The 22,122-nt window shown below is 67.8% G+C and carries 22 protein-coding genes and 1 tRNA gene; 18 read left to right on the top strand and 5 right to left on the bottom strand.

Annotated elements, in window-relative coordinates; translation table 11 throughout:
• Positions 1-32 precede the first annotated feature (32 nt).
• The 10 genes from KA712_25005 to KA712_24960 all read left to right on the top strand — a co-directional run bounded on the left by KA712_25005 (position 33) and on the right by KA712_24960 (position 12,545).
• Positions 33-1,280, top strand: a complete 1,248-nt coding sequence (locus KA712_25005; protein ID MCG5056219.1) for a LysM peptidoglycan-binding domain-containing protein — start codon at positions 33-35, stop codon at positions 1,278-1,280.
• A gap of 340 nt (positions 1,281-1,620) precedes the next feature.
• The gene (locus KA712_25000; GenBank protein ID MCG5056218.1) at positions 1,621-2,484 is read left to right on the top strand and encodes a DNA-protecting protein DprA; all 864 of its coding nucleotides are present in this window, start codon (positions 1,621-1,623) and stop codon (positions 2,482-2,484) included.
• Entirely contained in the window at positions 2,474-5,170 is a 2,697-nt protein-coding gene (topA, locus tag KA712_24995) for a type I DNA topoisomerase (GenBank protein ID MCG5056217.1), read from the top strand. Before KA712_25000 ends, topA begins: the two co-directional genes overlap by 11 nt.
• Positions 5,154-5,561, top strand: a complete 408-nt coding sequence (locus tag KA712_24990; GenBank protein MCG5056216.1) for a hypothetical protein — start codon at positions 5,154-5,156, stop codon at positions 5,559-5,561. The genes topA and KA712_24990 overlap by 17 nt, the downstream gene beginning before the upstream one ends.
• 26 nt (positions 5,562-5,587) lie before the next feature.
• Positions 5,588-6,991: a methylenetetrahydrofolate--tRNA-(uracil(54)-C(5))-methyltransferase (FADH(2)-oxidizing) TrmFO gene (trmFO, locus tag KA712_24985; protein MCG5056215.1), complete on the top strand. Its 1,404-nt coding sequence runs from the start codon at positions 5,588-5,590 to the stop codon at positions 6,989-6,991.
• A gap of 55 nt (positions 6,992-7,046) precedes the next feature.
• Positions 7,047-7,736, top strand: a complete 690-nt coding sequence (locus tag KA712_24980) for a hypothetical protein (GenBank protein ID MCG5056214.1) — start codon at positions 7,047-7,049, stop codon at positions 7,734-7,736.
• 45 nt (positions 7,737-7,781) lie between these two features.
• Positions 7,782-8,816 (top strand): tyrosine-type recombinase/integrase, encoded by a 1,035-nt coding sequence (locus KA712_24975; GenBank protein ID MCG5056213.1) that lies wholly within the window; start codon positions 7,782-7,784, stop codon positions 8,814-8,816.
• A gap of 3 nt (positions 8,817-8,819) precedes the next feature.
• Positions 8,820-9,371, top strand: a complete 552-nt coding sequence (hslV, locus tag KA712_24970; protein ID MCG5056212.1) for an ATP-dependent protease subunit HslV — start codon at positions 8,820-8,822, stop codon at positions 9,369-9,371.
• 108 nt (positions 9,372-9,479) lie between these two features.
• Positions 9,480-10,874 carry an ATP-dependent protease ATPase subunit HslU gene (hslU, locus tag KA712_24965; protein MCG5056211.1) on the top strand — a complete coding sequence of 465 codons (1,395 nt, stop codon included), beginning with the start codon at positions 9,480-9,482 and terminating at the stop codon, positions 10,872-10,874.
• 120 nt (positions 10,875-10,994) lie between these two features.
• On the top strand, positions 10,995-12,545 hold the full coding sequence (locus tag KA712_24960; GenBank protein MCG5056210.1) for a hypothetical protein: 1,551 nt from the start codon (positions 10,995-10,997) through the stop codon (positions 12,543-12,545).
• Between the two features lie 19 nt (positions 12,546-12,564).
• Here KA712_24960 and KA712_24955 read toward each other — a convergent pair whose 3' ends face one another.
• On the bottom strand, positions 12,565-13,605 hold the full coding sequence (locus KA712_24955; GenBank protein ID MCG5056209.1) for a hypothetical protein: 1,041 nt from the start codon (positions 13,603-13,605) through the stop codon (positions 12,565-12,567).
• 215 nt (positions 13,606-13,820) lie between these two features.
• Here KA712_24955 and KA712_24950 point away from each other — a divergent pair, with 215 nt between their 5' ends.
• Positions 13,821-14,258, top strand: a complete 438-nt coding sequence (locus tag KA712_24950) for a hypothetical protein (protein MCG5056208.1) — start codon at positions 13,821-13,823, stop codon at positions 14,256-14,258.
• A gap of 18 nt (positions 14,259-14,276) precedes the next feature.
• Here KA712_24950 and KA712_24945 read toward each other — a convergent pair whose 3' ends face one another.
• Positions 14,277-14,804, bottom strand: a complete 528-nt coding sequence (locus tag KA712_24945) for a hypothetical protein (protein MCG5056207.1) — start codon at positions 14,802-14,804, stop codon at positions 14,277-14,279.
• Between the two features lie 61 nt (positions 14,805-14,865).
• Positions 14,866-15,450, bottom strand: a complete 585-nt coding sequence (locus tag KA712_24940) for a C40 family peptidase (protein ID MCG5056206.1) — start codon at positions 15,448-15,450, stop codon at positions 14,866-14,868.
• A gap of 188 nt (positions 15,451-15,638) precedes the next feature.
• Here KA712_24940 and KA712_24935 point away from each other — a divergent pair, with 188 nt between their 5' ends.
• Both KA712_24935 and KA712_24930 read left to right on the top strand, forming a co-directional pair.
• Positions 15,639-16,829: an acetyl-CoA C-acyltransferase gene (locus KA712_24935; protein ID MCG5056205.1), complete on the top strand. Its 1,191-nt coding sequence runs from the start codon at positions 15,639-15,641 to the stop codon at positions 16,827-16,829.
• Positions 16,826-17,680, top strand: a complete 855-nt coding sequence (locus KA712_24930) for a 3-hydroxybutyryl-CoA dehydrogenase (protein ID MCG5056204.1) — start codon at positions 16,826-16,828, stop codon at positions 17,678-17,680. Before KA712_24935 ends, KA712_24930 begins: the two co-directional genes overlap by 4 nt.
• Positions 17,681-17,708: 28 nt before the next feature.
• On the opposite strand, the gene aroB is transcribed toward KA712_24930, so the two are convergent.
• Positions 17,709-18,794, bottom strand: a complete 1,086-nt coding sequence (gene aroB / locus KA712_24925; protein MCG5056203.1) for a 3-dehydroquinate synthase — start codon at positions 18,792-18,794, stop codon at positions 17,709-17,711.
• Positions 18,795-19,004: 210 nt separating this feature from the next.
• Between aroB and KA712_24920 the strand changes: the two genes are divergently transcribed.
• From KA712_24920 to KA712_24900, 5 genes are all read left to right on the top strand, one after another.
• Positions 19,005-19,078, top strand: a tRNA-Arg gene (locus KA712_24920).
• Between the two features lie 7 nt (positions 19,079-19,085).
• Positions 19,086-19,868 (top strand): enoyl-CoA hydratase/isomerase family protein, encoded by a 783-nt coding sequence (locus tag KA712_24915; protein MCG5056202.1) that lies wholly within the window; start codon positions 19,086-19,088, stop codon positions 19,866-19,868.
• A 64-nt stretch (positions 19,869-19,932) separates the two neighbouring features.
• Entirely contained in the window at positions 19,933-20,304 is a 372-nt protein-coding gene (locus tag KA712_24910; protein ID MCG5056201.1) for a hypothetical protein, read from the top strand.
• Entirely contained in the window at positions 20,301-21,209 is a 909-nt protein-coding gene (locus KA712_24905) for an LD-carboxypeptidase (protein ID MCG5056200.1), read from the top strand. Before KA712_24910 ends, KA712_24905 begins: the two co-directional genes overlap by 4 nt.
• Positions 21,206-21,802 carry a YkgJ family cysteine cluster protein gene (locus KA712_24900; GenBank protein ID MCG5056199.1) on the top strand — a complete coding sequence of 199 codons (597 nt, stop codon included), beginning with the start codon at positions 21,206-21,208 and terminating at the stop codon, positions 21,800-21,802. Before KA712_24905 ends, KA712_24900 begins: the two co-directional genes overlap by 4 nt.
• Here KA712_24900 and KA712_24895 read toward each other — a convergent pair whose 3' ends face one another.
• Positions 21,803-22,120 (bottom strand): DUF3467 domain-containing protein, encoded by a 318-nt coding sequence (locus KA712_24895; GenBank protein ID MCG5056198.1) that lies wholly within the window; start codon positions 22,118-22,120, stop codon positions 21,803-21,805.
• Positions 22,121-22,122 lie beyond the last annotated feature (2 nt).

Here is a 22,122-nt window from a genome sequence, read left to right as displayed (position 1 = left end):
GAATATGGAGCGGGGCTGCTTGGTTCTGTGTGATGTCCGCGACGGGAGGGTCGCCCTTTGCCCAGGAGCCCTCGGTGCGAGACACGATGCGCGCCCTGCAAGACAACGAAGCGGCGCCGTTGCCTGACGTGGATGCGATCGAGCGGGGTGAAACGCCGGCCGCTTCGGTCAGCTTCGGACGGCTCAACCGAAAGTCCAAGCCAGCGGAGGCGCCCGACAACGTGTCGACCCCGCCCCGGGACACCCCCGCATCCGTTTCGCGGGCTCGCCTCGGCGGCGGCGACGAAGAGGAAGAGGAAGAGGGGTATCCCAGCGACTACGGTAGCGAGGCGTCGCCCGAGGTCACCGAGGTGCCCGAGCTCCATCAGGTGACCGATGGCGATACCTTGTGGTCCCTCTGCGGCCGCTACTTTGGCGATCCCTGGCGGTGGCCGCAGCTGTGGGCCCTGAACCCCCAGGTGACCAACCCGCACTGGATCTTCACCGGCGACGCGATTCGGCTCAGGCCGGGGGCCGGGGGGGAGCTACCCGTGTCGCTAGCCGAGGATCTATCCCCGGCGCGTGCCGCGCAGTCCGGAGCCGTTCGAGCGATCAAGCTACGCGAAGCCGGCATGGTGGCCACGGACGATTTGCGTGCGGCGGCCCGCATCAGCGGTTCACGCGAGGAGAAGATCATGCTGGCGTCGGGCGACTCCGCCTACCTTGCCTTTCCGAAGACCCAGCGCCTGGTCGCGGGTGAACGGTACACGGTGTTCACCGTGGACAAGGGTGCGCCGATCAAAGACCCTGCGAGCGGCAAGGTGCTTGGCTACCTCGTGAGGATCCACGGGGATGTCGTGGTCAACCAGATCGCTGACGAGACCACCGGGCGGGGCACCCTGGTCGACCTGACGGAGCCGGTCGAACGAGGCTACTACGTGAGCAAGCGGGTGCAGGCCTTCAAGCAGGTCCGCCCCCTCGCATCCGAGGTGAGCCTGGAGTCCAAGATCGTGGCCACCTTCTCACCCACCTTCATGCTCGCCGAGCAGGACTTCGTGGTCCTGTCGCGGGGGCGCAAGGACGGGCTGCGGGTGGGCAACCGCTCGTACGTGATCCGGCAAGGCGACGGGTACCGCCCCCTGATGGAGGGCTGGGATACCTTCGACACGAAGTTTCCCAAAGAGATCGTGGCGGAGCTGCTCGTCGTGGACGTGCGCGAGGCGGCGGCGGTGGCCTGGGTGTCGAAGTCCAGCAAGGAGATTCGGGTGGGTGAGTTCACGGAGACCCGGCGGGGCTACTGACTCGGCAAGTCATGGCCTTTGTCGCAGGCCTGGCCGTTTCTGACCCGGGGTCACCCCGGCGCTTTGGGAGGTAGAAGCTCGGGTTTCCGGGCACTTGGGGACGCGGCCTTGACCCCGGGGGGGCACGGCGCTACCTCTTGCCGTCTTGATGCCCCTGGCTGTTTCGACGCGACGTGGTGCCGCCGGGTGGGCCGTCGTGCCCGCCCCGAGGGCCCGAATTTCGGGCGTCGGTCTGGGCGTTGAGGGGCTCGTGAACCCTTGGGTGGGGGAGCGGAATCGGAAGCCCACGGTGGCACGATTTCCTGAAACTTTCCCCGAGCTGGGACCGACAACTCGCGCAATGGCGATGTTGTCCTCGAACGAGCTCCGTTTCGTCCCCGCCCACGACCCTGGCTTCCCGTCGGGGCTGGCCCAGTTGCCAAAGCCCCTTCCGGGGGTCTGGGTGCGGGGCGCCTTGCCGGAGCAGCCCGTGGTGGGAGTGGTCGGGTCGCGAGCGGCCTCCCGTCAGGGCTGTGATGTGGCGAAGCGCTGGGCGGCTGACCTCGTCCGTGAGGGTTACGGAACGGTGTCCGGAGGCGCTTTGGGTATCGATGCCGCAGGACACGAGGGCACCTTGGAAGCAGGGGGCTTCACCTTTGCGGTGCTCGGGTGTGGTGTCGACGTGATCTACCCGGATCGGCACGGGCCCCTCTTCGGACGCATTGCCGCCCAGGGCGGGCTCTTGTCGGAGTACCCACCCGGCACGGGCCCGCGTCCCGGACAGTTTCCCGTGCGCAACCGGCTGATCGTGGCCCTCGCACAGGCGGTGGTGGTGATCGAAGCGCGGCTGCGATCAGGGGCGCTCGTCACGGCGCGTCTTGCGCATCGACGCGGCAAACGACTGCTGGCTCTGCCGGGCTCTGCCGGCACCGATTGGCTTCTCCAGTCAGGCATGGCCTGGCCGGTCACCGACAAGGCAAGCCTTTTGCAAGCCCTCTCGGACCGCCCTGCCGGGGCTCCCTCAGGCGCGCGGGCTGAGGCCGTCGTGCCCCCCGTCGTCGAGGCGCTCCGGGCGGGCATGGAAACACCTGCCGCGGTGGCGCTTTACCTGGGCCGGCCTCTCTCCGATGTGATGGCCGCTTTGGTCGAAGCAGAGCTCGAGGGATGGGTTCATCGCGGGGCGGGTAGTCGATACGAGGTGACGAGGACGATTCATGGCCACTAAAAAAGCGGAAACGAAGGACGCGGACGTCAAGGTGGACGCGGTGGCGGGGCAGCCCGCAGCCAAGCCGACCAAAGCGAAAGCCGTCAAAGCCAAGGCCGTCAAAGCCAAGGCGGCCCAGCCCGCCAAAGCCAAGGTGGTGAGCGTCGCGAAGGCCAAGGCCGTACCCGCGAAGGCCAAGGCTGTGCCCGCGAAGGCCAAACCCGGAAAAGCGGTGCCTCGGGCCGAAGACGAGGTCGAAGACCTGGTGGACGAACTTGGTGCCGACGTCGAAGATGACGCCGCTACCGACAAGCCGAGCGGGCGCAAAGCCGGCAAGAGCTCGGGCAAAAGGGCGGGGGCGCTCGTCGTCGTCGAGTCGCCTGCCAAGGCCAAAACGATCACGAAGTACCTGGGCGCGGGCTTCGTCGTGAAGGCCTCCGTGGGGCACGTCAAAGATCTGCCGAAGAAGAACATCGGCGTCGACATCCAAAAAGGGTTCTCCCCCGACTACGTCGTCATCGACGGCAAAAAGAAGGTGCTCGCCGAGATCAAAGCTGCGGCCAAAAAGGTCGACCAGGTCTTCCTTGCACCCGACCCCGATCGTGAAGGGGAAGCCATTGCCTGGCATATCGCGGAAGAGATCCGAGACGCCAACCCGAACATCAAGCGGGTGCTCTTCAACGAAATCACGAAGAAGGCGGTGAACGAGGCGATCGAACATCCCATCGAATTGAACCCGCACAAGTTCGATTCGCAGCAGGCGCGACGCATTCTGGATCGCTTGGTGGGCTACGAGATCAGCCCCGTACTGTGGACCAAGGTGAAGCGGGGTCTGTCTGCGGGCCGCGTGCAGTCCGTGGCCGTACGGCTCGTGGTGGAACGCGAAGACGAGATCAAGGCCTTCAAGCCCGAGGAGTACTGGACGCTGGACGTGGATGTGGAGGGGGCATCGCCACCTCCCTTCACCGCCCGCGGCGTTCGCCTCGACGGTGAGAAGCTCGACCTGCGCGACGAGGGTAAGGCGCGGGCGGCCGAGGCGATCGTCAAGTCGAACCCGCTCGTGGTGGCGGGCGTCGAGCGCAAGGAGCGCCGCAAGAACCCGCCGGCGCCATTCATCACCTCCAAGCTCCAACAGGAGGCTTCGAGCAAGCTGCGCTTTTCGCCCAAAAAGACGATGGGCCTCGCGCAGCGTCTGTACGAAGGCATGGAGCTTGGCGAAGAAGGCCCCGTCGGTCTCATCACGTACATGCGTACCGACTCGACCCGCCTGTCCGACGACGCCTTGCGGGAGGTAAGGACCTTCATCGGCGAAAAGTACGGTCAGAAGTCCGTGCCCGAGGCGCCCAACGTCTTCAAGACCAAAAAAAGCGCACAAGACGCCCACGAGGCGATTCGCCCCACCAGCACGAAGTACGATCCGGAGACCGTGCGACGGCTCATCGAGCAAAGCGGCGGCGGGGGGCGGGATCCGAAGGAAACCGAGGATCTGCTCAAGCTCTACACGCTCATCTGGAACCGCTTCGTGGCGTGTCAGATGGTGCCCGCGGTCTTCGACCAAACATCGATCGAGATCAAGGCGGGGCGGGTAGACTTGCGTGCCACCGGTCAGGTACTCAAGAGCCCCGGGTTCCTCGAGGTCTACCGCGAGATCGTCGAAGACGCCGCGGACGAAGACGCCGAGGGGCGTTTGCCTGACATCCACGAGGGCGAGACCCTCAAGCTGCTCGCCACCAAGCCCGAACAGCACTTCACTCAGCCTCCGCCACGCTTTTCCGAAGCCACCCTGGTCAAGGAGCTGGAAGAAAAAGGCATTGGTCGCCCGTCGACCTACGCCACGATCCTCTCCACCGTACAAGACCGCGGCTACGTCGAGCGCAAAGAAGGCCGGCTGTATCCCACCGAGCTCGGCGTCATGGTCAACGGGCTGCTCGTCAGCAGCTTTCCCGAGATCGTCAGCACCGACTTCACCGCCCAGATGGAAGAGCAGCTCGACAAGGTCGAGGAGGGCGAGGTCGACTGGGTGAAGCTGCTCGGCTCCTTCTACGAGCCGTTCAAGCAGGACGTGGCGAAGGCGAAGGTGGAGATGCGCGACGTCAAGCGCGAAGAGATCCCCACCGACATCAACTGCGAAAAGTGTGGCGCCACCATGGTCATCAAGTGGGGTCGCAACGGGCACTTCCTCGCCTGTTCGGGTTATCCCGAGTGCAAGAACACCAAGGAATACGTCCGCGGAGAAGATGGCACCATTCAGGTGGTCGCCACGGAGCGTCCGTCTGGCGAATCGTGCCCGACCTGTAGCGAGCCCATGGTGATTCGCCGGGGCCGCTTCGGAGAGTTCCTGGCCTGCACGCGCTACCCGGAATGCAAGACCACCAAGCCATTGTCGTTGGGTGTCGACTGCCCCAAGGAGGGGTGCAACGGCTTTTTGACGGAGAAGCGGTCGCGCAAGGGCAAGGTGTTCTACGGCTGCTCGAACTACAGCAAGACGAACTGCGACTACGTGTCTTGGGACAAACCCGTGCCCACGGCATGCCCCCAGTGCGACTCGAAGTTCCTGGTAGAGAAAGTGCTTCGCACGGGTGCTCGGCTGCGATGTCCGGTTCCCGGTTGTGGCTACACGGCCGACGTGGGCGGCGCCGAGGGGGGAACCGAGGAAGGTCCCTTGCCAGACGCGTCGGGAGACAGGGGGCATGCCGCGGTTTCGTGACGGAGGCTCGGCCGTGTTGCGGGCGGCCGGGTTCGCCGTGCTTGCTTGGGCGCTGGGAGCCTGCTCCAGCGACTTCGAGACGGAACGGGCCAGCTTGGGGGCAGCCTGCGAATCTGCTGCGGATTGTCCTAGCTTCGCCCCGACCTGCTTGCCCTTCAAGGGGGGGTACTGTGGGCTCACACCTTGCGGAAAAGATAGTGATTGTCCGGTCACGGCTGCCTGCGTGACCCACTCCGACGGCGTGAACTACTGTTTTCTCGGCTGCTTTGGCACGAGCGACTGTAACCGCGCCCGTCCTGCCGAGGTGGCGGCGACTTGCTCGGAGCGCGCGGAGTTCGTACAGGCCCAGCAGCTCGGGCGCCGGGCCTGCGTGCCGCCCGACCTCGACTGAACAAGGGTGGGGCTGAGGTGACGAACATGGCAACGAAGGCAGGTCACGAAGGGTGGGTCACCGTGATTGGCGGAGGGCTCGCCGGGTGCGAAGCGGCCTTCCAGCTGGCCGAGGCAGGCTTGCGGGTTCGCCTCGTCGAATCGAAGCCGGCCGCGATCTCGCCCGCGCATCACAGCGTATTGCTTGCGGAGATCGTGTGCTCGAACAGCCTGCGCTCCGATAGCCCCGAACACCCCGCCGGTCTCTTGAAGGCGGAGTTGCGGCGTGCGGGCTCGTTGATTCTGGCCGGCGCCGACGCCACGCGTGTTCCTGCGGGCGAAGCGCTCGCGGTGGATCGCTGGGCTTTCGCGAAGTGGGTCACCACCAAAATCGCGTTCCATCCGCGCATCGTGCTCGTCCGCCAGAGGGTGGACACGTTGCCCGAGGGTCCCACGATCGTGGCCACGGGGCCGCTCACGGGAGGGGGCCTGGCGCGCACGCTGGGGGCTCTATGTGGAAAGCCTTTGTACTTCTACGACGCCATTGCGCCCATCGTCGAAGCCGACTCCATCGACATGTCGAAGGCTTTTCGGGCCTCCCGCTACGACAAGGGCAACGACCGGCCCGAGGCGGCGCCGGATGGTGACTACATCAACTGCCCTCTGTCGCGCGACGAGTACCATGCCTTCCTCGAGGCGGTGCGCGCCGGACGCAAGGTGGAGGCGCATGCCTTCGAGCAAGCCAAGTATTTCGAGGGGTGTCTTCCGATCGAGGTCATGGCTGACCGCGGTGACAAGGTCCTGGCGTTCGGCCCGATGAAACCCGTGGGGCTTACGGACCCGCGGACCGGGCGGCGGCCTTACGCCGTGGTTCAGCTGCGTGCCGAAAACGTGCACGGCTCGGCCTTCAACCTGGTCGGGTTCCAGACCCGGCTTGCCTACCCGGAGCAGCAGCGCATCTTTCGCATGATCCCCGGTCTCGAGAAGGCCGAGTTCCTGCGCTACGGCTCGATTCACCGCAACTCCTACGTGGACGCGCCTCGGCTCCTCGGGCCGGAGCTCGAGCTTCGGCAGCGGCCCCACGTCCATCTGGCAGGCCAAATCACCGGGGTCGAGGGCTACATCGAGTCCACGGCCATGGGGCTCGTGGCGGGTAAGCTCGTGGCGGGCCGCCTACTGGGCAGACCCGTGGCGCCGCCCCCGCCGGAGACGGCGATGGGCGCCCTTTACCATCACATCACGCGCCCCCGCGCCCCGGCAGAGCCGTTCGTTCCGATGAACATCAATTACGGTCTCATGCCGCCGCTGGCCGACGCGCCCCGGGGCGGCAAGGCCGACCGCCGGCGTGCCCTCGCGCATCGGGCCGAGAGTTGCTTTGGAGCCTGGGACGCCGCCCCCGGGGGTGGCGAGGCCGGCGCGCACACGGCACCGGCCGACGGTGCGGCCCCGTGATACGCTTCGAATAGGGGGGCGGGGAGGGGCTCTCACCCTTGAATTCGGAGCCGACTTGTCACTGCGCGTTCGCTGCTTCCTCGTGCTTGGGGCCCTGAGTGCCTTCTTGGTGCTGATGGCCCTGTCGGCGGCCGTCTACCCGGGCGGCAGCTACCACGATCGGGCCTACCCCCGGCATCACTTCTGGCACAATTTCCTCTGCGATCTGCTTCACCAGCGTGCGCTCGGCGGGGCGCCCAACCTTCTCGGGGCCCGGCTGGCGACGGGAGGCATGCTTGCGTTGGTGCTGAGCATGGGCGTGTACTGGACGCTGGCGCCTGCGCTCATGCCGGGCCGCCCCTGGCTCGGTCGGGCGTGCGCGATGTTCGGCGTGTTGTCGTCGGTGGGGCTCGTGGCCGTTGCGCTCACGCCTTCCGATCGGCTCCCGCGCTTGCACACCCTCGCGATCGTTCTGGCCACGGCGCCGGGGTTGCTGGCCGCGCTCTCCGTGGTGGGGGGGCGATTGGCAGAGCCGGGCGCGTCCTGGGCGTTGCGTGCTCTGGGGGGCGCGGCGTTGCTCGCCGTGGCGGCCACGAGCGCCTTGTTCGTGATTCACACATGGTTTGCTGGAGGCTATTTGCGGGCACTACCTGCGATGCAGCGGGTGGCGGCCATCCTCACGGTCGCCTGGGTGGGATCGACCACGGCGCGTTTGCTGGCGGGCGAGGCTGCGCGCGGCGCATGGGTCTCCTTGATCTCCCGGTGACGGGAAACTCGCTAGCCGCTGGGCTTTCGCTTACTTTGGCTCGTCGTGGAAGCGAACGGACCTGGCCTGCTCGACGCGTTCCGGCTTCACCTGGCGGCGGAGCGGCGCGCCTCCCCTCACACCTTGCGCGCCTACATGGCGGACCTGAGCGCTTTTTTCGCGTTCACGGTCCGTGCCCGTTGCGGGGAGGACGCGGACCTGAGTGCCCTTCGCCTGCAGCACCTCGATCAGATTGCGTGCCGGGCGTGGTTGGCCTCTCTGCACGGCACCAACGACGCCACCAGCATCGCGCGCAAGCTGTCGGTGTTGCGCACCTTCTTCCGGGTTTTGGTGCGTCGCCGCCTGCTCGCAAACAGCCCGGTGGGAGCGCTGAGAGGGCCCAAGCGCGGGCGGCGTCTACCCGCTTTCCTCGACAAAGACGAAGCGGCGCGTTTGCTCGATGCCCCAGGCCCTCCTGCGCGGAAGTCCGAGGATCGCGTGGCCGAAGCGCTGCGCGACCAGGCCCTCTTCGAGGTGCTTTACGGCGGTGGACTTCGTATCTCCGAAGCCTGCAACTTGGACGTGGGCGATCTGGTCCGAGACGGGAACGGACTCGTGTTGGACGTGCGGCAAGGCAAAGGGCGCAAGGATCGGCGCGTCCCGGTGGGCCGTGCGGCGGCGCAGGCACTCGAGGCCTACCTGCCCAAGCGCGGGGCGCTGGTGCCGGCGGAAGCGGCCGGTGAAGTCGATCCGTCCGCGCTCTTTCTCACACGGCGTGGGCGCCGGCTCGACCCTCGCGAGGCCAGGCGCCGGCTGGGACAGCGCGAACTTCACGTGGGCGTCAAGCGTGTTTCGCCCCACGCGCTCAGGCACAGCTTCGCCACACACCTTCTCGGCGAAGGGGCCGACTTGCGAGCGATCCAGGAATTGCTAGGACACGCCAGCCTGCGCACGACCCAACGTTATGCGCAGGTCGACATCGACCACTTGATGGCCGTCTACGACAAAGCGCACCCGCACGCTGCTGGTGCTCCTCACGCGGAGCGCCCCGCCGCTCCGGCCCCGAGCAACCCCACACACGAACCCAAATCCGGGGAGTGAGCCATGAGCCGATCCGAAGCGTCTCGCATTCGTTCCACGACCGTGTTGGTCGTGCGGCGCAACGGCCACGTCGTCATGGGGGCCGACGGCCAAGTGACCATGGGCCAAACCGTCATGAAGGGCTCCGCGCGCAAGTTGCGTCGGCTTCACGAAGGCCGCGTGCTTGCGGGTTTTGCTGGCTCGGCTGCCGATGGGTTGACCTTGTTCGAGAAGTTCGAGGCCAAGTTGAAGGAAGGCAACGGTAACCTCACTCGCGCCGCCGTCGAACTCGCGAAGGACTGGCGCACGGATCGCTTGCTGCGTCGCCTCGAGGCCTTGCTGCTCGTGGCCGACAAAGAACGAACCTTGCTGCTCTCCGGGACGGGGGACGTGATCGAACCCGACACCGACGTGGCGGCGATCGGGTCCGGCGGCAACTTCGCTCTGGCGGCGGGTCGGGCGCTGCTCGAAGCGACGGAGCTGCCTGCGCGGGCCGTGGTTGAGAAGGCGCTCGGCATCGCGGCGGACATCTGCGTGTACACGAACGCGAACCTGGTGCTCGAAGAGCTCAGCTGAGTGCGGCACCGGGGTGGTCCTGGCGACCCCGTTGCGGGATGCAGAGCTCAAGTTCGTCGGGCTCGCCCTGTCATTCCGGGCGCTGGGCGCTATGTTTTGGTCTTGACCATGTTCACGCCCAAAAGCGCCGAAGCCCTGACTCCCAAAGCGATCGTGGAAGAGCTCGACCGCTACATCGTGGGCCAAAAAGACGCCAAGCGCGCCGTGGCCGTGGCGCTGCGCAACCGTTGGCGCCGCCAGCAGGTGCAGCCTCCCATGCGGGACGAGATCTCTCCGAAGAACATCATGCTCATCGGCCCCACGGGCGTGGGCAAGACGGAGATTGCGCGCCGCCTGGCCAAGCTGGCCGGCGCCCCCTTCGTGAAGGTCGAAGCCTCGAAGTTCACCGAGGTGGGCTACGTGGGGCGCGACGTTGATTCGATGGTGCGGGATCTGGCCGAGACGGCGGTCTCCATGGTGCGCCTGGAGGAACGTGAGCGCGTGCGCCCACGGGCTCGAGACAACGCCGAAGAGCGGCTGCTCGACATTCTTCTGCCGCCCGCGCGGGGTGGCCGTGCCGCGCCTTCGGGCGGCATCGCACTCGGCCCGGCAGGTGGTGAGGATACGAGCCCAAGCGGTTCAGAGCAGGCCACGCGCGAGAGCCTGCGCCGCATGCTCCGTGAAGGAAAGCTCGACGACCGCAAGGTCGAGGTGGAGACCGCTGACGCGCCCCAGTCTGTCATCGACGTGTTCTCGGGCACCGGCATGGAGGAAATGGTTCTCAACCTGAAGGACATGCTCCCGGGCGGAGGCCGTCGCACCAAACGACACAAGGTGCCCGTGCCCGAGGCGCTGCAGCTGCTCACGGAAGAAGAGGCGGCCAAGCTCATCGATCAAGACCGCGTGACGAAAGAGGCGCTTCGCCGCGCCGAGCAGTCGGGCATCATCTTCATCGACGAGATCGACAAGGTGGCGGGCCGCGAAGGCAGCGGCCGCGGCCCCGACGTCTCCCGGGAAGGTGTGCAGCGGGACCTGCTGCCCATCATCGAAGGATCGACCGTTTCCACGAAATACGGGCCGCTGCGTACGGATCACGTGTTGTTCGTGGCGGCAGGGGCGTTTCACGTGAGCAAGCCCAAGGATCTCATCCCCGAGCTCCAGGGGCGTTTTCCCATCCGTGTCGAACTCGAGCCGCTCTCGAAAGAGGACTTCGTGCGCATCCTCACCGAACCCGAGAACGCCCTCACCAAGCAATACAAGGCGCTGATGGCGACCGAACACGTGCAGATCGAGTGGCAAGACGACGCGATCGCCGAGATCGCGCGTGTGGCGGCAGACGTGAACGCGCGTCACGAGAACATCGGGGCCCGGCGGCTGCACACCGTGCTCGAACGTCTGCTCGACGAGCTGGCCTTCGAGGCGCCCGAGATCGGAGCCCAGACGGTGCGCATCACGCGGGAGTACGTGAGCCAGCGCCTCGGCAGCATCCTGGCAGACGAGGATCTCAGCCAGTACATCCTCTGAGCTTTCGACACCGGCCGCGGCGTGCGGGCACGCCCGGGTCTCCGCCTGCGCCACCTGCGGATTTCGAGCGTCGCGCGCTCCGGCGGCGGGTATGTTTGTTCGGTTCCCCAAGGAGGCGGCATGCGTTCCATTCCCAGCATTCACGGTCTAGGGCTTCTGGCGGTGCTTCTTGCGGCTCCGCTCGCGCGGGCAGACGAACCCACGCGCGCGCCGTTGCCCGAGAGCCGTGCTCCGGGGGGCGGGCGTTCACAGGTGTTGCTGTTGCCGGTCGTCATCGGCGATGCACCGGGGCCCGCCCCGCACCTCCTCGAGGCGCTCGCCCGAGGGCTGCGCGAGAACTTGAACTGGGACCTCAGGGTGCCGGGGCCGGGGAGCCCCCTCGAGCCTCTCCCGCCCGGGGGCTTGGCCGAGCCCATTGCGGTGCAGGTGCAATCGGCCCTGGAGGCGGCCGAGCCGCTCCGGGCGGCCAATGAACACGTCGCCGTGGCCGCGACCCTGTCGACCGCCTTTCAGGCCTTGGTGACCGCCTCCGAGGCGGCGCCGCTCGGAGACCGGGGCACGACGCTTCTGCAGCGGGTTGGGGCGGTGCTGCTGGCCGCCCAGGCGGGTGCCGAGCAACAAGCCGAAGCGGCCGCCACCGCATCCGCACTCAAGCTGCTTTTGCCCGGGCGCCCTCTCGGCGAGGCCGAGGGTTTCACCTTCGTGACAGCAGCTCTCGTCAAGGCCGCCCCGGTGAACGAAGGGGCCCCGCTCGTCCTGCAATCGAACCCCCGCGGGTGCGCCATCCACGTCGACGGCCACTTGGTAGGGCCTTCGCCGGTCGAACTGGTGGTGAGACCAGCGAGCCGCTACGCGGCCGAGGCGCACTGCGATCCCGACAAGCAGGGGGTCAAGGATTCCTTTCCTCGGGCCGTGGGCATCGAGCCGGACCGGGCGACAGAGACGACCACGATCGTGCTCGACGCCGTTTTTCCTTCCGTGCTCACCAACGACGCCCGGGGCACCTGGCTGCGCTTCGCCGATCCGGAGCAGCGGCGATCGATGGAGGAGGCCTACGTGCGGCGCGTTGCCGAACGTTTCGGTGCCTCCAGCGTCGTTTTGGCCTCGGTGGGCGAGTTTCAGGGGGCTCCCTGGCTCAACGCCCGCCTCTACCTCAGCTCGGGTTACAAGAACCGCCACGCGCTGGCGCGCCTCGAAGCCGCGCGGGTAGTGGCCCTCGGTCGGTATCTGTCGACGGGGCGCGAGTCGCCGGGCGTCCTCAACGCGGAGGAAGCCGGCAACATGGTGGCCGCGTCACGTTCCTTGAGGCCGCTTGGCCAGGTGAAGTTCCAGCGGAAGCCTTGGTACGCCGACGTGCCAGGCTGGGTGCTGCTGGGCACGGGGGCCGCCGGTCTTTCCTTGGGCCTCTGGGCAGACGCGCAAGGGGACGACCGTCGCCGCGAGGCCGAGCGGAATACGCGGAACGACCCCATACGCCGCGACGAACTCAACGCGGAGGCCAGCCGCTACAAGTTCTGGGGCGGCGTGGGGACATACGGAGGCGCCGTGCTGCTGGGCACGGGCATCGTCTTGCTGGCCTTGCCCGAAATGGGCGACACACACAGCGAGCTCTACGGGCTTGCCCCCCTGCCGGAAGGGGGCGCTCAGTTCACCTACGCGGGTAGGTTCTGAGCGCCTCGGGTGTGGATCCTCAGCGGGGCGCGACCCGGCTGCGGCTCCGCTGCAGGGGGGGAGCGGATTCAACGGGCTGCGGCGAGCCGCGGCCCGGACCCGGAGATACACGGCTCGGAGCCCGCTCGACGGGGGCGCCCGGCAGGGTGCGGGGGCGCTGGGTCGGCATCGGGGTGTAGACCGGAGCCGCAGGGGCGGGTGCAGGTAGCGCACGGCCCGGTGACCGCATCACCGGCGCTGGCGTCCACCCGCTGCCTGGATTTGGCGCCGGAGCGCTCGGTGGGTTCTGCCAGCCGCCCGCACCGGGGTTTGGGGGAGGGGGGCTCGGGGGGCCCGCGGTTGCGGCCGGAGGAGCCCGCCAGCCGTCCCCCGCGGGAGGGCTTGCGACAGGCGGTGAGCCCGAAGGGGGGGCACGCCAGCCACCCGGGTCGGGGCTCCCCGGGACGGGTCCCGCCGTTGGGGGTGCGCGCCATTCACCCGGCTGGTTCGGGGGGCTGTGAGGGGGCGCGCGCCATTCACCCGGCTGGTTCGGGGCGCTGTGAGGGGGCGCGCGCCAGGTCCCCGTGTTCGGGGGCGCCGCCCTCCACCCGCTGTGGGCCGCGGGCGCGCGGTTCGGACGCCCGTAGTAGTAATCCCGCTGGCCGCTCGGGCCTCGCCAAAAGCCGGGCTCGTAGAGCCAGCGACCTCCCACGACCACGTACCGAGGCCGTACCCAGGCGTACTGATTCGGTGCCATCACCCAGTAGCCGCTCACCCAGGTCCAATCGTACCCCGTCCAGTCCCAGTAGCCATCCACCCAGAAGTAACCCGGGCCGGGTGCGCCCGTGCGGTACTCGGCCAGCGGCGGGGGAGGCGCCGAGCGCACGTAGACCGTGGTGTCCGTGGCCACGCCCGCGGGGCCGCCGTAGGTGTAGGAGACCCGGGCGGGGCGAACCACGCAGGCGCTCAGACCCAACACGAGCCCCAAAACCGCCACGCCGGCCAGTACGTCTCTCAAGGCGGGCAGCCGGGGCCGTTCGGCGGCGCACGAGGCCTCCCGTCGCAGGTGGTTGGCATTCATCGAAGACTCCTTTGGGTGGGCTTACGCTGCTTCGACGCTCTCGAGGGGCTCTACATTCAGCGCGCCGGGGCCTGCTTGACCCCGGGATGCTCCAAGACTACAACGAACCCACTGCGCGGGCACATCCCGCGCGTTTTCGCGAGGGCGGCCACCTCGTACGTTACCGACGTCGTCCGTGGCCCGCCGAACGTGGCCCCGCAACATTCCCCGGACACATGAAGACGAACACGGCAGGAGGCGCCCCCGCGCGGGACTTGTGGCGGAAGCTCACCGCAGTGGTCTTGTTTGCCGGTCTGGCTTCGTGCGGGGAGGCGCGCAGCGCGGATCCGGAGCGCACCGTGGAGCAGTTCATCGCGGCGGCCCACGGCGGGCACGCGGCCGAGGTCTACGCGCTTTTGGGGCCCCGAAGCCGCAAGCAGCTCGATGAGCGCCGTCAATCGGCCAAGCGGGTCAGCGGCCGGCTGGCGTTGAGTCCCCAAGACTTTCTCTCGGTGGGCCGTGCCCCGCCGGCCTGGGAACCCTCGGGCGCGCGTCTGCTGCGAAAAACGGACACTGAGGCGCAGGTGCAAGTGCACTCTGCCACCGGCGACCGCTACGTCTTGACCTTGGTGCGCGAGGGGCGACGCTGGAAGCTTGAGCTTCCCGGCACCTGAAGACCTCGCGCTTTCGCCTCAGTCGGCCTTGCCCGACGCCCCGGCTCGAGGCGATTCGCGCACCATGGTCTGGTCCACGAATTCGACCTCGTCGTCGCCGAGCTCGAAAACCAGGTCTTCGACCGACCGCAGCTCGAGCCGTTCCTCGTTCTCGCTGCGCGCCTCACCGGCCTCTCGCCTTCGATCGCCGCCGCGTCGCTCCCGGGGGAACAAACGGGCATCGATCTTTCCCTCACGCTGCTCGGCGCCTCGCCGTTCGCGTTCCAGGCGCGCCCGGATTCCTTCGAGAGTTTCGGGCACCAGGTCCATCCGCAGAACGCGGGTTCCACAGTTGTGGCACATGACTGCTGAGCGCCCGTGCAACTCGAGTAACCTCAGGTTGTCACGGCGGCGCTCGCCGCAGGTTTCGCAAGCGGCGCCGCGGCCCACGGGTCGTGCCTCTGACCATTTCTGGTAGCACGCCCAGCACCGGCCCCGGCGCAGCTCGGAGACTTGAGCCTTGCACACCTGGCAAGGCAAGGTCGCTCGTTCGACTTCGATCGACATGATGCTCACGGCTACCGCGAGGGCGAGGCCGGATCAATTTTTCGAACGTAGGTGGGTGTGGCTAGCTGCGGACACGCACCACGGCGCAGACCATTTCGCCCGCGAAGTAGCGGCTGGTGTCTTCGTCGTGTGGTTGGCGGGGGCGTAGAAACGAGTTGACCACGCGCCCTTGAGCGTCGCGTCTGCGGCGCGGCCGCATCGGATCGGCAAAGCTCTGCAGATCCCGCCCGTCGCGCCGCTCCCGGAATTTGAGGGCCCCCCCGGGAGCAATGGCCTCCACCAAACCCACGTGGGTGCCGCAGGCATTGCCATCACGTGACGTATCGAAGAACAGGAGGTCGCCCGCGCGCGCCGCGCGGGGGTCGATGCGCTCGTGCCGAGCCACGGCGTAAGAGTAGAGGGCTGCGACCGACCCGTCGGTGCCGAACTTCAAGCCCCGGCGTCTCAGCGTGGCCTCGACCCACGCGGCTGCGTCGTCGGGCCGGCGCGGGCTTTCCGCGCGTGCGCCCTTCGGGCGTCCCTCGCTGCGCAGCGGCCACGGCGTTTGCGAGGTCCACCCCCCACAGCCGGCTGCCAGCACGCCAATGGCCGCCAGGCCGAGCAGGGCGGGCAGCAGGGGCCAGAAGTTGGCGGAGATCCAGGCCATCGATCGCCTCATGTCATCTATAGTAAGACATGTGGGTTTCTTGTCTACTTTTGCGGCGCTCTTTCCCCTTCGGCCGAGATAACCCCCTGGAAGCATTGGGCGCCGCCCCAAAGCGGCGTTAGGATGAAGGGACAGGGCCCTCGTCGTCAGACCGCCGGGGCGCTCTTGTCGAAAGGACGAAAGACGCCATGCGAAACGTGGTCATCGTGTCCGCCGCGCGGACACCCATCGGGGCATTCCAGGGAGCGCTTTCCCCCCTGCCGGCCTGGCAGCTGGGCGGCATTGCCATCGGCGAAGCGGTGGCACGCGCGGGGCTGTCCGCGGCAGACGCCCACGAGGTCGTAGGGGAGGTGTACATGGGTTGTGTGCTCGGCGCCGGTCAGGGTCAGGCGCCGGCCCGCCAAGCTGCGCACGCCGCCGGGCTCGCACGCGCCGTGGGCGCCGTCACGGTGAACAAGGTGTGTGGCTCTGGACTCGCCGCCGTGGCGTTTGGGGCGCGGGCGATTGCCACGGGCGATCTCGATGCCGTGGTGGCCGGCGGCATGGAGAGCATGACGAACGCCCCCTACCTTCTGCCCAAGGCTCGTGAGGGGCTCCGTATGGGGCACGGGCAGGTGCTCGATTCCATGATTCACGACGGTCTATGGGACCCCTACGGAGACACCCATATGGGAAGCTGTGGCGAGCTCTGCGCGCGCGATAAAGGCATCTCGCGGGAGGCGCAGGACAGCTACGCCGCCGCGTCGTATGAGCGGGCTCAAAGTGCCATCGCGGCCGGCAAGTTCAAGGGCGAGATCGTCGCGGTGCCCGTGCCTCAGCGCAAAGGTGAGCCCGTCCGGGTCGACACCGACGAAGAGCCGGGCCGGGGCAATCCAGCCAAGCTCGCCTCGTTGCGCCCCGCTTTCGCGAAGGACGGCACCATCACCGCCGGCAACGCCTCGTCGCTCAACGATGGAGCCGCAGCGTTGGTCTTGATGGATGAGGGCACGGCGCGCGCCCGGGGCCTCACGCCGCTCGCCCGCATCGTGGGCACCGCGGTCCACGCGCAGGCGCCCGAGTGGTTCACCACAGCTCCCGCTGGAGCCATCGAACGCCTGTGCGCACGCATTGGGTGGGCGAAGAGCGACGTGGATTTGTGGGAAATCAACGAGGCATTCGCGGTGGTCGCGCTGGCCAACAATCAGATGCTGGGGCTCGATCCCGCGCGCGTCAACGTGTGGGGCGGGGCGGTGGCGCTCGGCCACCCGATCGGTGCCAGCGGCGCCCGCATCCTCGTCACCTTGCTGTCGGCGCTCGCGGAGCGTGGCCTGCGCCGCGGCGTGGCTTCGCTCTGCATCGGGGGCGGCGAGGGTATCGCCATGGCGGTGGAGCGGCCATGAGCCTCTCGCGCATGGGCGTGGTGGGGGCTGGCCAAATGGGCCGCGGCATCGCTCAGGTGCTGGCCACGGCCGGGCTCGACGTCGTTCTCGTCGACGTCGATGTGGCCGCCGCGCAACGAGGGCTCGAGACGCTCGCGCGGGCGCTCGAGGGCCAGGTGCGCAAGGGCAAACTCGACCCCGACGCCCGCGATCACATCGTGGCGCGCGTCTGCGTGGGGCCCGATCTCGCGTCTTTTGGAGGCGTGGACATGGTCATCGAAGCGGCCAGCGAAAACGCAGCGCTCAAGCAGGAGCTCTTTGGCCGGCTCGATCGGATCTGTCCTCCCCACGCCATTCTCGCGAGCAATACGTCCTCGCTGTCGATTACGGCGCTCTCGGCACATACGCAGAGGCCCGACAAGGTGATCGGCATGCACTTCATGAACCCGGTGCCCGTGATGAAATTGGTCGAGGTGATTCGGGGGCTGCCGACCTCCGACGACACCTACGCCGCCGTGGCGGAGCTTGCTGGAGTGCTAGGCAAGACCATCGTGACCTCGCGGGACATTCCGGGCTTCGTCGTCAACCGCATCTTGATGCCCCTCGTGAACGAGGCGTGCTTTGCCCTTTACGAGGGCATCGCCACCGCCGAGGACATCGACAAGGGCTGCGTGTTGGGGCTCAACCATCCCCTGGGGCCTCTGGCGCTCATGGACCTCATCGGCCTCGACACGACGCTTGCGATCCTCGAAGTGCTGCACCGAGAGCTGGGCGAGGACAAGTACCGCCCCTGTCCCCTGTTGCGCCAGTACGTGGCTGCGGGATGGTACGGCCGCAAGGTGGGTCGCGGCTTCTTCACCTACGCGGGCTGAGGCTCCGCAGCGGTCGGGCCCTTCGTCGTCAGAACATCGACAGGGCGTGCGTGCGCAGCTCGGAAAGCGGAACGTCTTCCAGCACCGCTTCCCCGGGCGTGGGCACGAACACGAAGCGGACGCTGTCGCTGCGACGCTTCTTGTCCACGTCCACGTGCTTGAGAGCTTCGGGTGTCAGATGCGTTTTGACGTCCACGGGCAGCGCGAGCCGTTCGAGCAGCGCCTGGGTCCGGGTCCGCAGTGTGGCGTCGCTTTTACCCTTGAGCTCGCCCAGTCGCAAAGCCGCCAACATGCCCAAGCTCACGGCCTCGCCGTGGAGCAAGCCGTAGTGGCTGCCGGACTCGATCGCGTGTCCCAAGGTGTGGCCGAAGTTCAAGATGGCGCGTCGTCCCGTTTCGCGCTCGTCTTCCGAGACCACGGCCACCTTCACCTTCACGGCTTCGGCGATGGCTTCGGCCAGCAGCGCCTGGGGCCAGGCTTGGGCAGGCGCCGACTGCCGCTCGAGCCACGCGAAGAGGGCAGCGTCGGCGATGAGCCCGGCCTTGACCACCTCGGCCATGCCGGCGGACAGCTCACGGGCGGGGAGCGTCTCGAGAAAGCCGAGGTCGGCCACGACCACTTTCGGTTGGTGAAACGCGCCCACCAGGTTCTTTCCTGCCCCGAGATCCACTGCCGTTTTGCCGCCCACGGAGGCGTCGACCATCGCAAGCAAGGTGGTGGGCACGAGCGCAAAGGGAATGCCCCGCAGGTAGATCGAGGCGGCGAAGCCCGCATGATCCGAGGTGGCACCACCCCCGATGGCCAAGATCGCGGCCCCCCGGTCGAACCCCTGGGCAGCGAGCCACTCACAGGTTTTTTCGAGCTCGGAGAAGGTCTTGCACGACTCGCCCGGGGCGAGCTCGAGGCAGGCGACACGCGGCAGGCGGGCCTCGAGCGCGCGCGACAGGGCGGCCACGCGCGGGTTGAGGCGTGCCACGTGGCCGTCGACCACAACGGCCAGGCCCGTACACCGGGCGAGCGCCTTTGCGACGCATTCGGCCGTGGTCTCCACACCCATGTCACCGATCAAAACGTTGTACGTGCGATCGCCGAGCGGCACCGGGATGGTGAACATGATGGGGGCGTGTAGCACCCCCCGCGTGTTGCCGCCAAGCGACCGCCCGGGGCAGGCCGTAGCCGCTCCCGGAGGGGCGCGCCCCCGCCCCGCGCCGAACCGGGCTGCGCGGCCCTGTCGTGTGCTGAATGGGGTGCCAAAGTCGTCCCGGTCTCTGTTATCATCCCGTGTCTTGCCCGGCGACGGAACGGCTTCGTTCCTGCCGGCTGGGCGCCCGTAGCTCAATTGGATAGAGCATCGGCCTTCTAAGCCGAGGGTTGCAGGTTCGATTCCTGCCGGGCGCGCATGGGCATGGTGTTCAACAACCTGGTGGTGGGTGCACCCGGGCCGATCCGGACCGTGCTCGTGAACCGGCAAGACGTGCTGAACGCACTCGACGCCGACGTCATCGCCGAGCTGGGCGCCTGCTTCGCCGCGCTCGCGGACGACGCCGACCTGCGCTGCGTGATCCTCTCCGGTGCGGGCCCGAAAGCGTTCGTGGCGGGCGCGGACGTTGCCGCCATGTCCACAATGGGGCCGTGGGAGGCGCGGGCCTTCGCGGCCGCCGCCCACGAAACGGCAAGACGCATCGAGAGCCTGCCCGTGCCGGTCATTGCGGCCGTCAACGGCTTCGCGCTGGGTGGTGGCCTCGAGCTGGCCCTGTGCGCAGACTTCATCTACGCCGCGCGCTCGGCCAAGCTGGGCTTTCCCGAGGTGGGGCTGGGCGTGATTCCTGGTTTTGGCGGCACGCAGCGCCTGGCAAGCCGGGTGGGCCTGTCCCGGGCCCGTGAGCTCGTCTTCACGGGGCGGGTCCTCTCGGCGGAAGAGGCGGGTACGTACGGGCTGGTCAACGCCGTCGTGGAACCGGAGGCCCTGTTGCCGGCGGTCCTCGCGGTGGCCGAGGCGATCGCCTCGAAGGGCCCGTTGGCGGTGGCCGAGGCCAAACGAGCGATGCGGCTTGGCCTGGACATGCCGCTCGAGCGTGCCCTGGTGCTCGAGCAAGAGCTCTTCGCGGGTCTGTTCGCGACCCACGATCAAAAGGAAGGCATGGCAGCTTTCCTTGCAAAGCGGCCCCCCCGCTTCGAGCGCCGCTGAGCGGCCCGGGCGCGTCGCGCATGCCGCGCGCCCGGCTTTCGATGAAGACCCGGAAGGATCCACGATGACAGCAGCAGTTCCCGCAAGCATCGACGTTCGCTACGCAGGGGTGGTGATCGCACCCGCATCGGTCGTTCGTGACCCGGCTCCTGACGGCTTTTTCGTGAGCACGCCGCTCACCTTGCCCTACGGCACCGAGATCGAGGTCGACCTCGGAGGGCAGCGCAAGCGCATGCGGGTCGTGAAGGTCAATGCCTCCGCGGCCACTGGGATGCGGCTGCGCTACGTGGAGGCTTTCGCACCAACGGCGGCCCCAGCTCACCTTTCGGGCCGTCCAGCGGACACCGTGCCCAAGGGTGGACCCGCGCTCGGGACGGCGCGCGCCGCCGCCGAGACCGAGGCGCCGGCGCCGGGCCGCCGCAAGAGGCGCCGTTGATTCCCGTCCCCCCCTTACGTCGGGGTGACAGGGTACGGATCATCGCCCCTTCTGGACCTGTGCCCCAGGATCGCTTCGCCGCGGGCCTCGCCCTGCTCCGCGCCCGCTACGAGGTGACCTTCGATCCTGACGAAGTCTTTGCCCGGGAGGGTTTCCTGGCGGGCCCCGACGAACTCCGGGCCCGTGGGCTCAACGCCGCCCTCGCCGATACGTCGGTCCAGGGTGTGTGGATGGCGCGTGGCGGCTACGGCCTGATGCGTCTTCTGCGCGGCATCGACTGGGCGGTGCTACGGGCACACCCGAAGGTGCTCGTGGGATTCTCCGACGGCACCGCCCTCCTGGCCGCAGCGGCTTCCCGGGGGGTGGCCTCCGTTCATGCGCCCGTTGTGACGCAACTTTCCCGTTTGCCCACCTCGGACCTCGACCATTTGTGGGCTTTGCTCGAGGCGCCTCGCGAGGGGATCTTGCTCTCTCAGCTGGCCCGCCTCTGCCCCGGGCGGGTGCGAGGACCCCTCGTGGGAGGGAACCTGGAAGTGTTTTCCCGCCTGCTGGGAACACCCTACCTGCCCCCGCTCGAGGGGGGCATTCTCTTCCTCGAAGAGGTAGGCGAGCGCCCCTATCGTGTCGATCGCCTCTTGACGCATCTCGAATTGGCAGGTGTATTCGATCAGGTGGTGGGCGTCGTGGTGGGCGAGTTCGTCGGATGCGACGAGCCCGCAGGGGGGCCTTCCCCCTCCGTGCTCAACGTCCTATCCGAACGTCTTCGGAGGTTTTCTTTCCCCGTCGTGTTGGGAGGGTTGTTCGGCCATGGGGAGCGTCATCTGGCGCTTCCTTACGGAGCCGAGGTGGAGCTGGACGCTACGGCGGGGGTGCTGAAGTTTGCGCAAGCCGCGGTGGTGCCATGACGGCAAAGCAACCAACGAATCTCTCCTCCGAAACGCCTCCTCCGGAACTGCCCGTGACCGGGGCAGACGCGCTGGCTCACCTGCGCCTCCTGGCACAAAAGGTCGACGCGTTTTTCACCCGGGTCGAACAACAACACGCCGATCACATGGCGTGCCGAACCGGGTGCAATGATTGCTGCCACGTTCGCCTCACCATCACGTCCGTCGAGGCCGAGGCCATCCGGCATCACTGGCCCCAGCTTCCGGAGGAGGTGAGGGCCACCCTTCGTGCCCACGCTCAGGGTCCGAGCGACAGCCTCTGCGTAGCGCTCCAGGATGACGGCCGCTGCGGGATCTACGAAATGCGCCCGCTCGTCTGCAGGTCGCACGGGCTGCCTCTGCGCCTTCGGCAGGACAAACGCTTGCCGATCATCGACGCCTGTTTTCGTAACTTCGTGGAAACGGGCCCCGGGGCTGTGGCGCCCGACTGCGTGCTGGACCAGCAAACCCTGTCCACGGCCCTGCTGGCGATTGATGCGGCGTTCGCCCGGGCCGAGGGCAGGCCCGCGGGCGAGCGCGTCGAACTGGCCGCCCTCCTGGCGTCGTTGCCCTGATTAGCTCACCACGCCGCCTGTTCCGAGCAGCACGCTGGGCGCGCTGTCGGTGTCTTCGATGGTGCCAAAGCGCTCCTCGTAGCGTCGCACGTTGGCTTCCAGGGCTTTGAGCAGGCGCTTGGTGTGGCGGGGGCTCGACACGATGCGGGCGCGTACACGGGCCCGGGGGCCGTTGGGTTGCAGAAACGCAAAGTCGAGCACGAACTCGTTGTCGCTGTGATTGATGAGCACGAGGTTGCTGTAGGCCCCCTGGGCCGTTGCCTCGTCGAGATCGATCTGGAGGGGCGCGGGCTCGCCCGATGGACTGCGCTCTGACATGG

It is taken from the genome of Myxococcales bacterium (genome assembly GCA_022184915.1).
Lineage (GTDB): Bacteria > Myxococcota_A > Polyangia > Fen-1088 > Fen-1088 > JAGTJU01.
The sequence above is the reverse complement of the archived record's forward strand: the minus strand, read 5'-3'. Positions and strand labels throughout refer to the sequence as shown.

Excerpts from the sequence above, each read along its gene's own strand:
- KA712_25005 (MCG5056219.1), top strand. The coding sequence starts at position 33 with ATGTCCGCGACGGGAGGGTCGCCCTTTGCCCAGGAGCCCTCGGTGCGA.
- KA712_25000 (MCG5056218.1), top strand. The coding sequence starts at position 1,621 with ATGGCGATGTTGTCCTCGAACGAGCTCCGTTTCGTCCCCGCCCACGAC.
- topA (MCG5056217.1), top strand. The coding sequence starts at position 2,474 with ATGGCCACTAAAAAAGCGGAAACGAAGGACGCGGACGTCAAGGTGGAC.
- KA712_24990 (MCG5056216.1), top strand. The coding sequence starts at position 5,154 with ATGCCGCGGTTTCGTGACGGAGGCTCGGCCGTGTTGCGGGCGGCCGGG.
- trmFO (MCG5056215.1), top strand. The coding sequence starts at position 5,588 with ATGGCAACGAAGGCAGGTCACGAAGGGTGGGTCACCGTGATTGGCGGA.
- hslV (MCG5056212.1), top strand. The coding sequence starts at position 8,820 with ATGAGCCGATCCGAAGCGTCTCGCATTCGTTCCACGACCGTGTTGGTC.
- hslU (MCG5056211.1), top strand. The coding sequence starts at position 9,480 with ATGTTCACGCCCAAAAGCGCCGAAGCCCTGACTCCCAAAGCGATCGTG.
- KA712_24960 (MCG5056210.1), top strand. The coding sequence starts at position 10,995 with ATGCGTTCCATTCCCAGCATTCACGGTCTAGGGCTTCTGGCGGTGCTT.
- KA712_24955 (MCG5056209.1), bottom strand. The coding sequence starts at position 13,605 with ATGAATGCCAACCACCTGCGACGGGAGGCCTCGTGCGCCGCCGAACGG.
- KA712_24950 (MCG5056208.1), top strand. The coding sequence starts at position 13,821 with ATGAAGACGAACACGGCAGGAGGCGCCCCCGCGCGGGACTTGTGGCGG.
- KA712_24945 (MCG5056207.1), bottom strand. The coding sequence starts at position 14,804 with ATGTCGATCGAAGTCGAACGAGCGACCTTGCCTTGCCAGGTGTGCAAG.
- KA712_24940 (MCG5056206.1), bottom strand. The coding sequence starts at position 15,450 with ATGGCCTGGATCTCCGCCAACTTCTGGCCCCTGCTGCCCGCCCTGCTC.
- KA712_24935 (MCG5056205.1), top strand. The coding sequence starts at position 15,639 with ATGCGAAACGTGGTCATCGTGTCCGCCGCGCGGACACCCATCGGGGCA.
- KA712_24930 (MCG5056204.1), top strand. The coding sequence starts at position 16,826 with ATGAGCCTCTCGCGCATGGGCGTGGTGGGGGCTGGCCAAATGGGCCGC.
- aroB (MCG5056203.1), bottom strand. The coding sequence starts at position 18,794 with ATGTTCACCATCCCGGTGCCGCTCGGCGATCGCACGTACAACGTTTTG.
- KA712_24915 (MCG5056202.1), top strand. The coding sequence starts at position 19,086 with ATGGTGTTCAACAACCTGGTGGTGGGTGCACCCGGGCCGATCCGGACC.
- KA712_24910 (MCG5056201.1), top strand. The coding sequence starts at position 19,933 with ATGACAGCAGCAGTTCCCGCAAGCATCGACGTTCGCTACGCAGGGGTG.
- KA712_24900 (MCG5056199.1), top strand. The coding sequence starts at position 21,206 with ATGACGGCAAAGCAACCAACGAATCTCTCCTCCGAAACGCCTCCTCCG.
- KA712_24895 (MCG5056198.1), bottom strand. The coding sequence starts at position 22,120 with ATGTCAGAGCGCAGTCCATCGGGCGAGCCCGCGCCCCTCCAGATCGAT.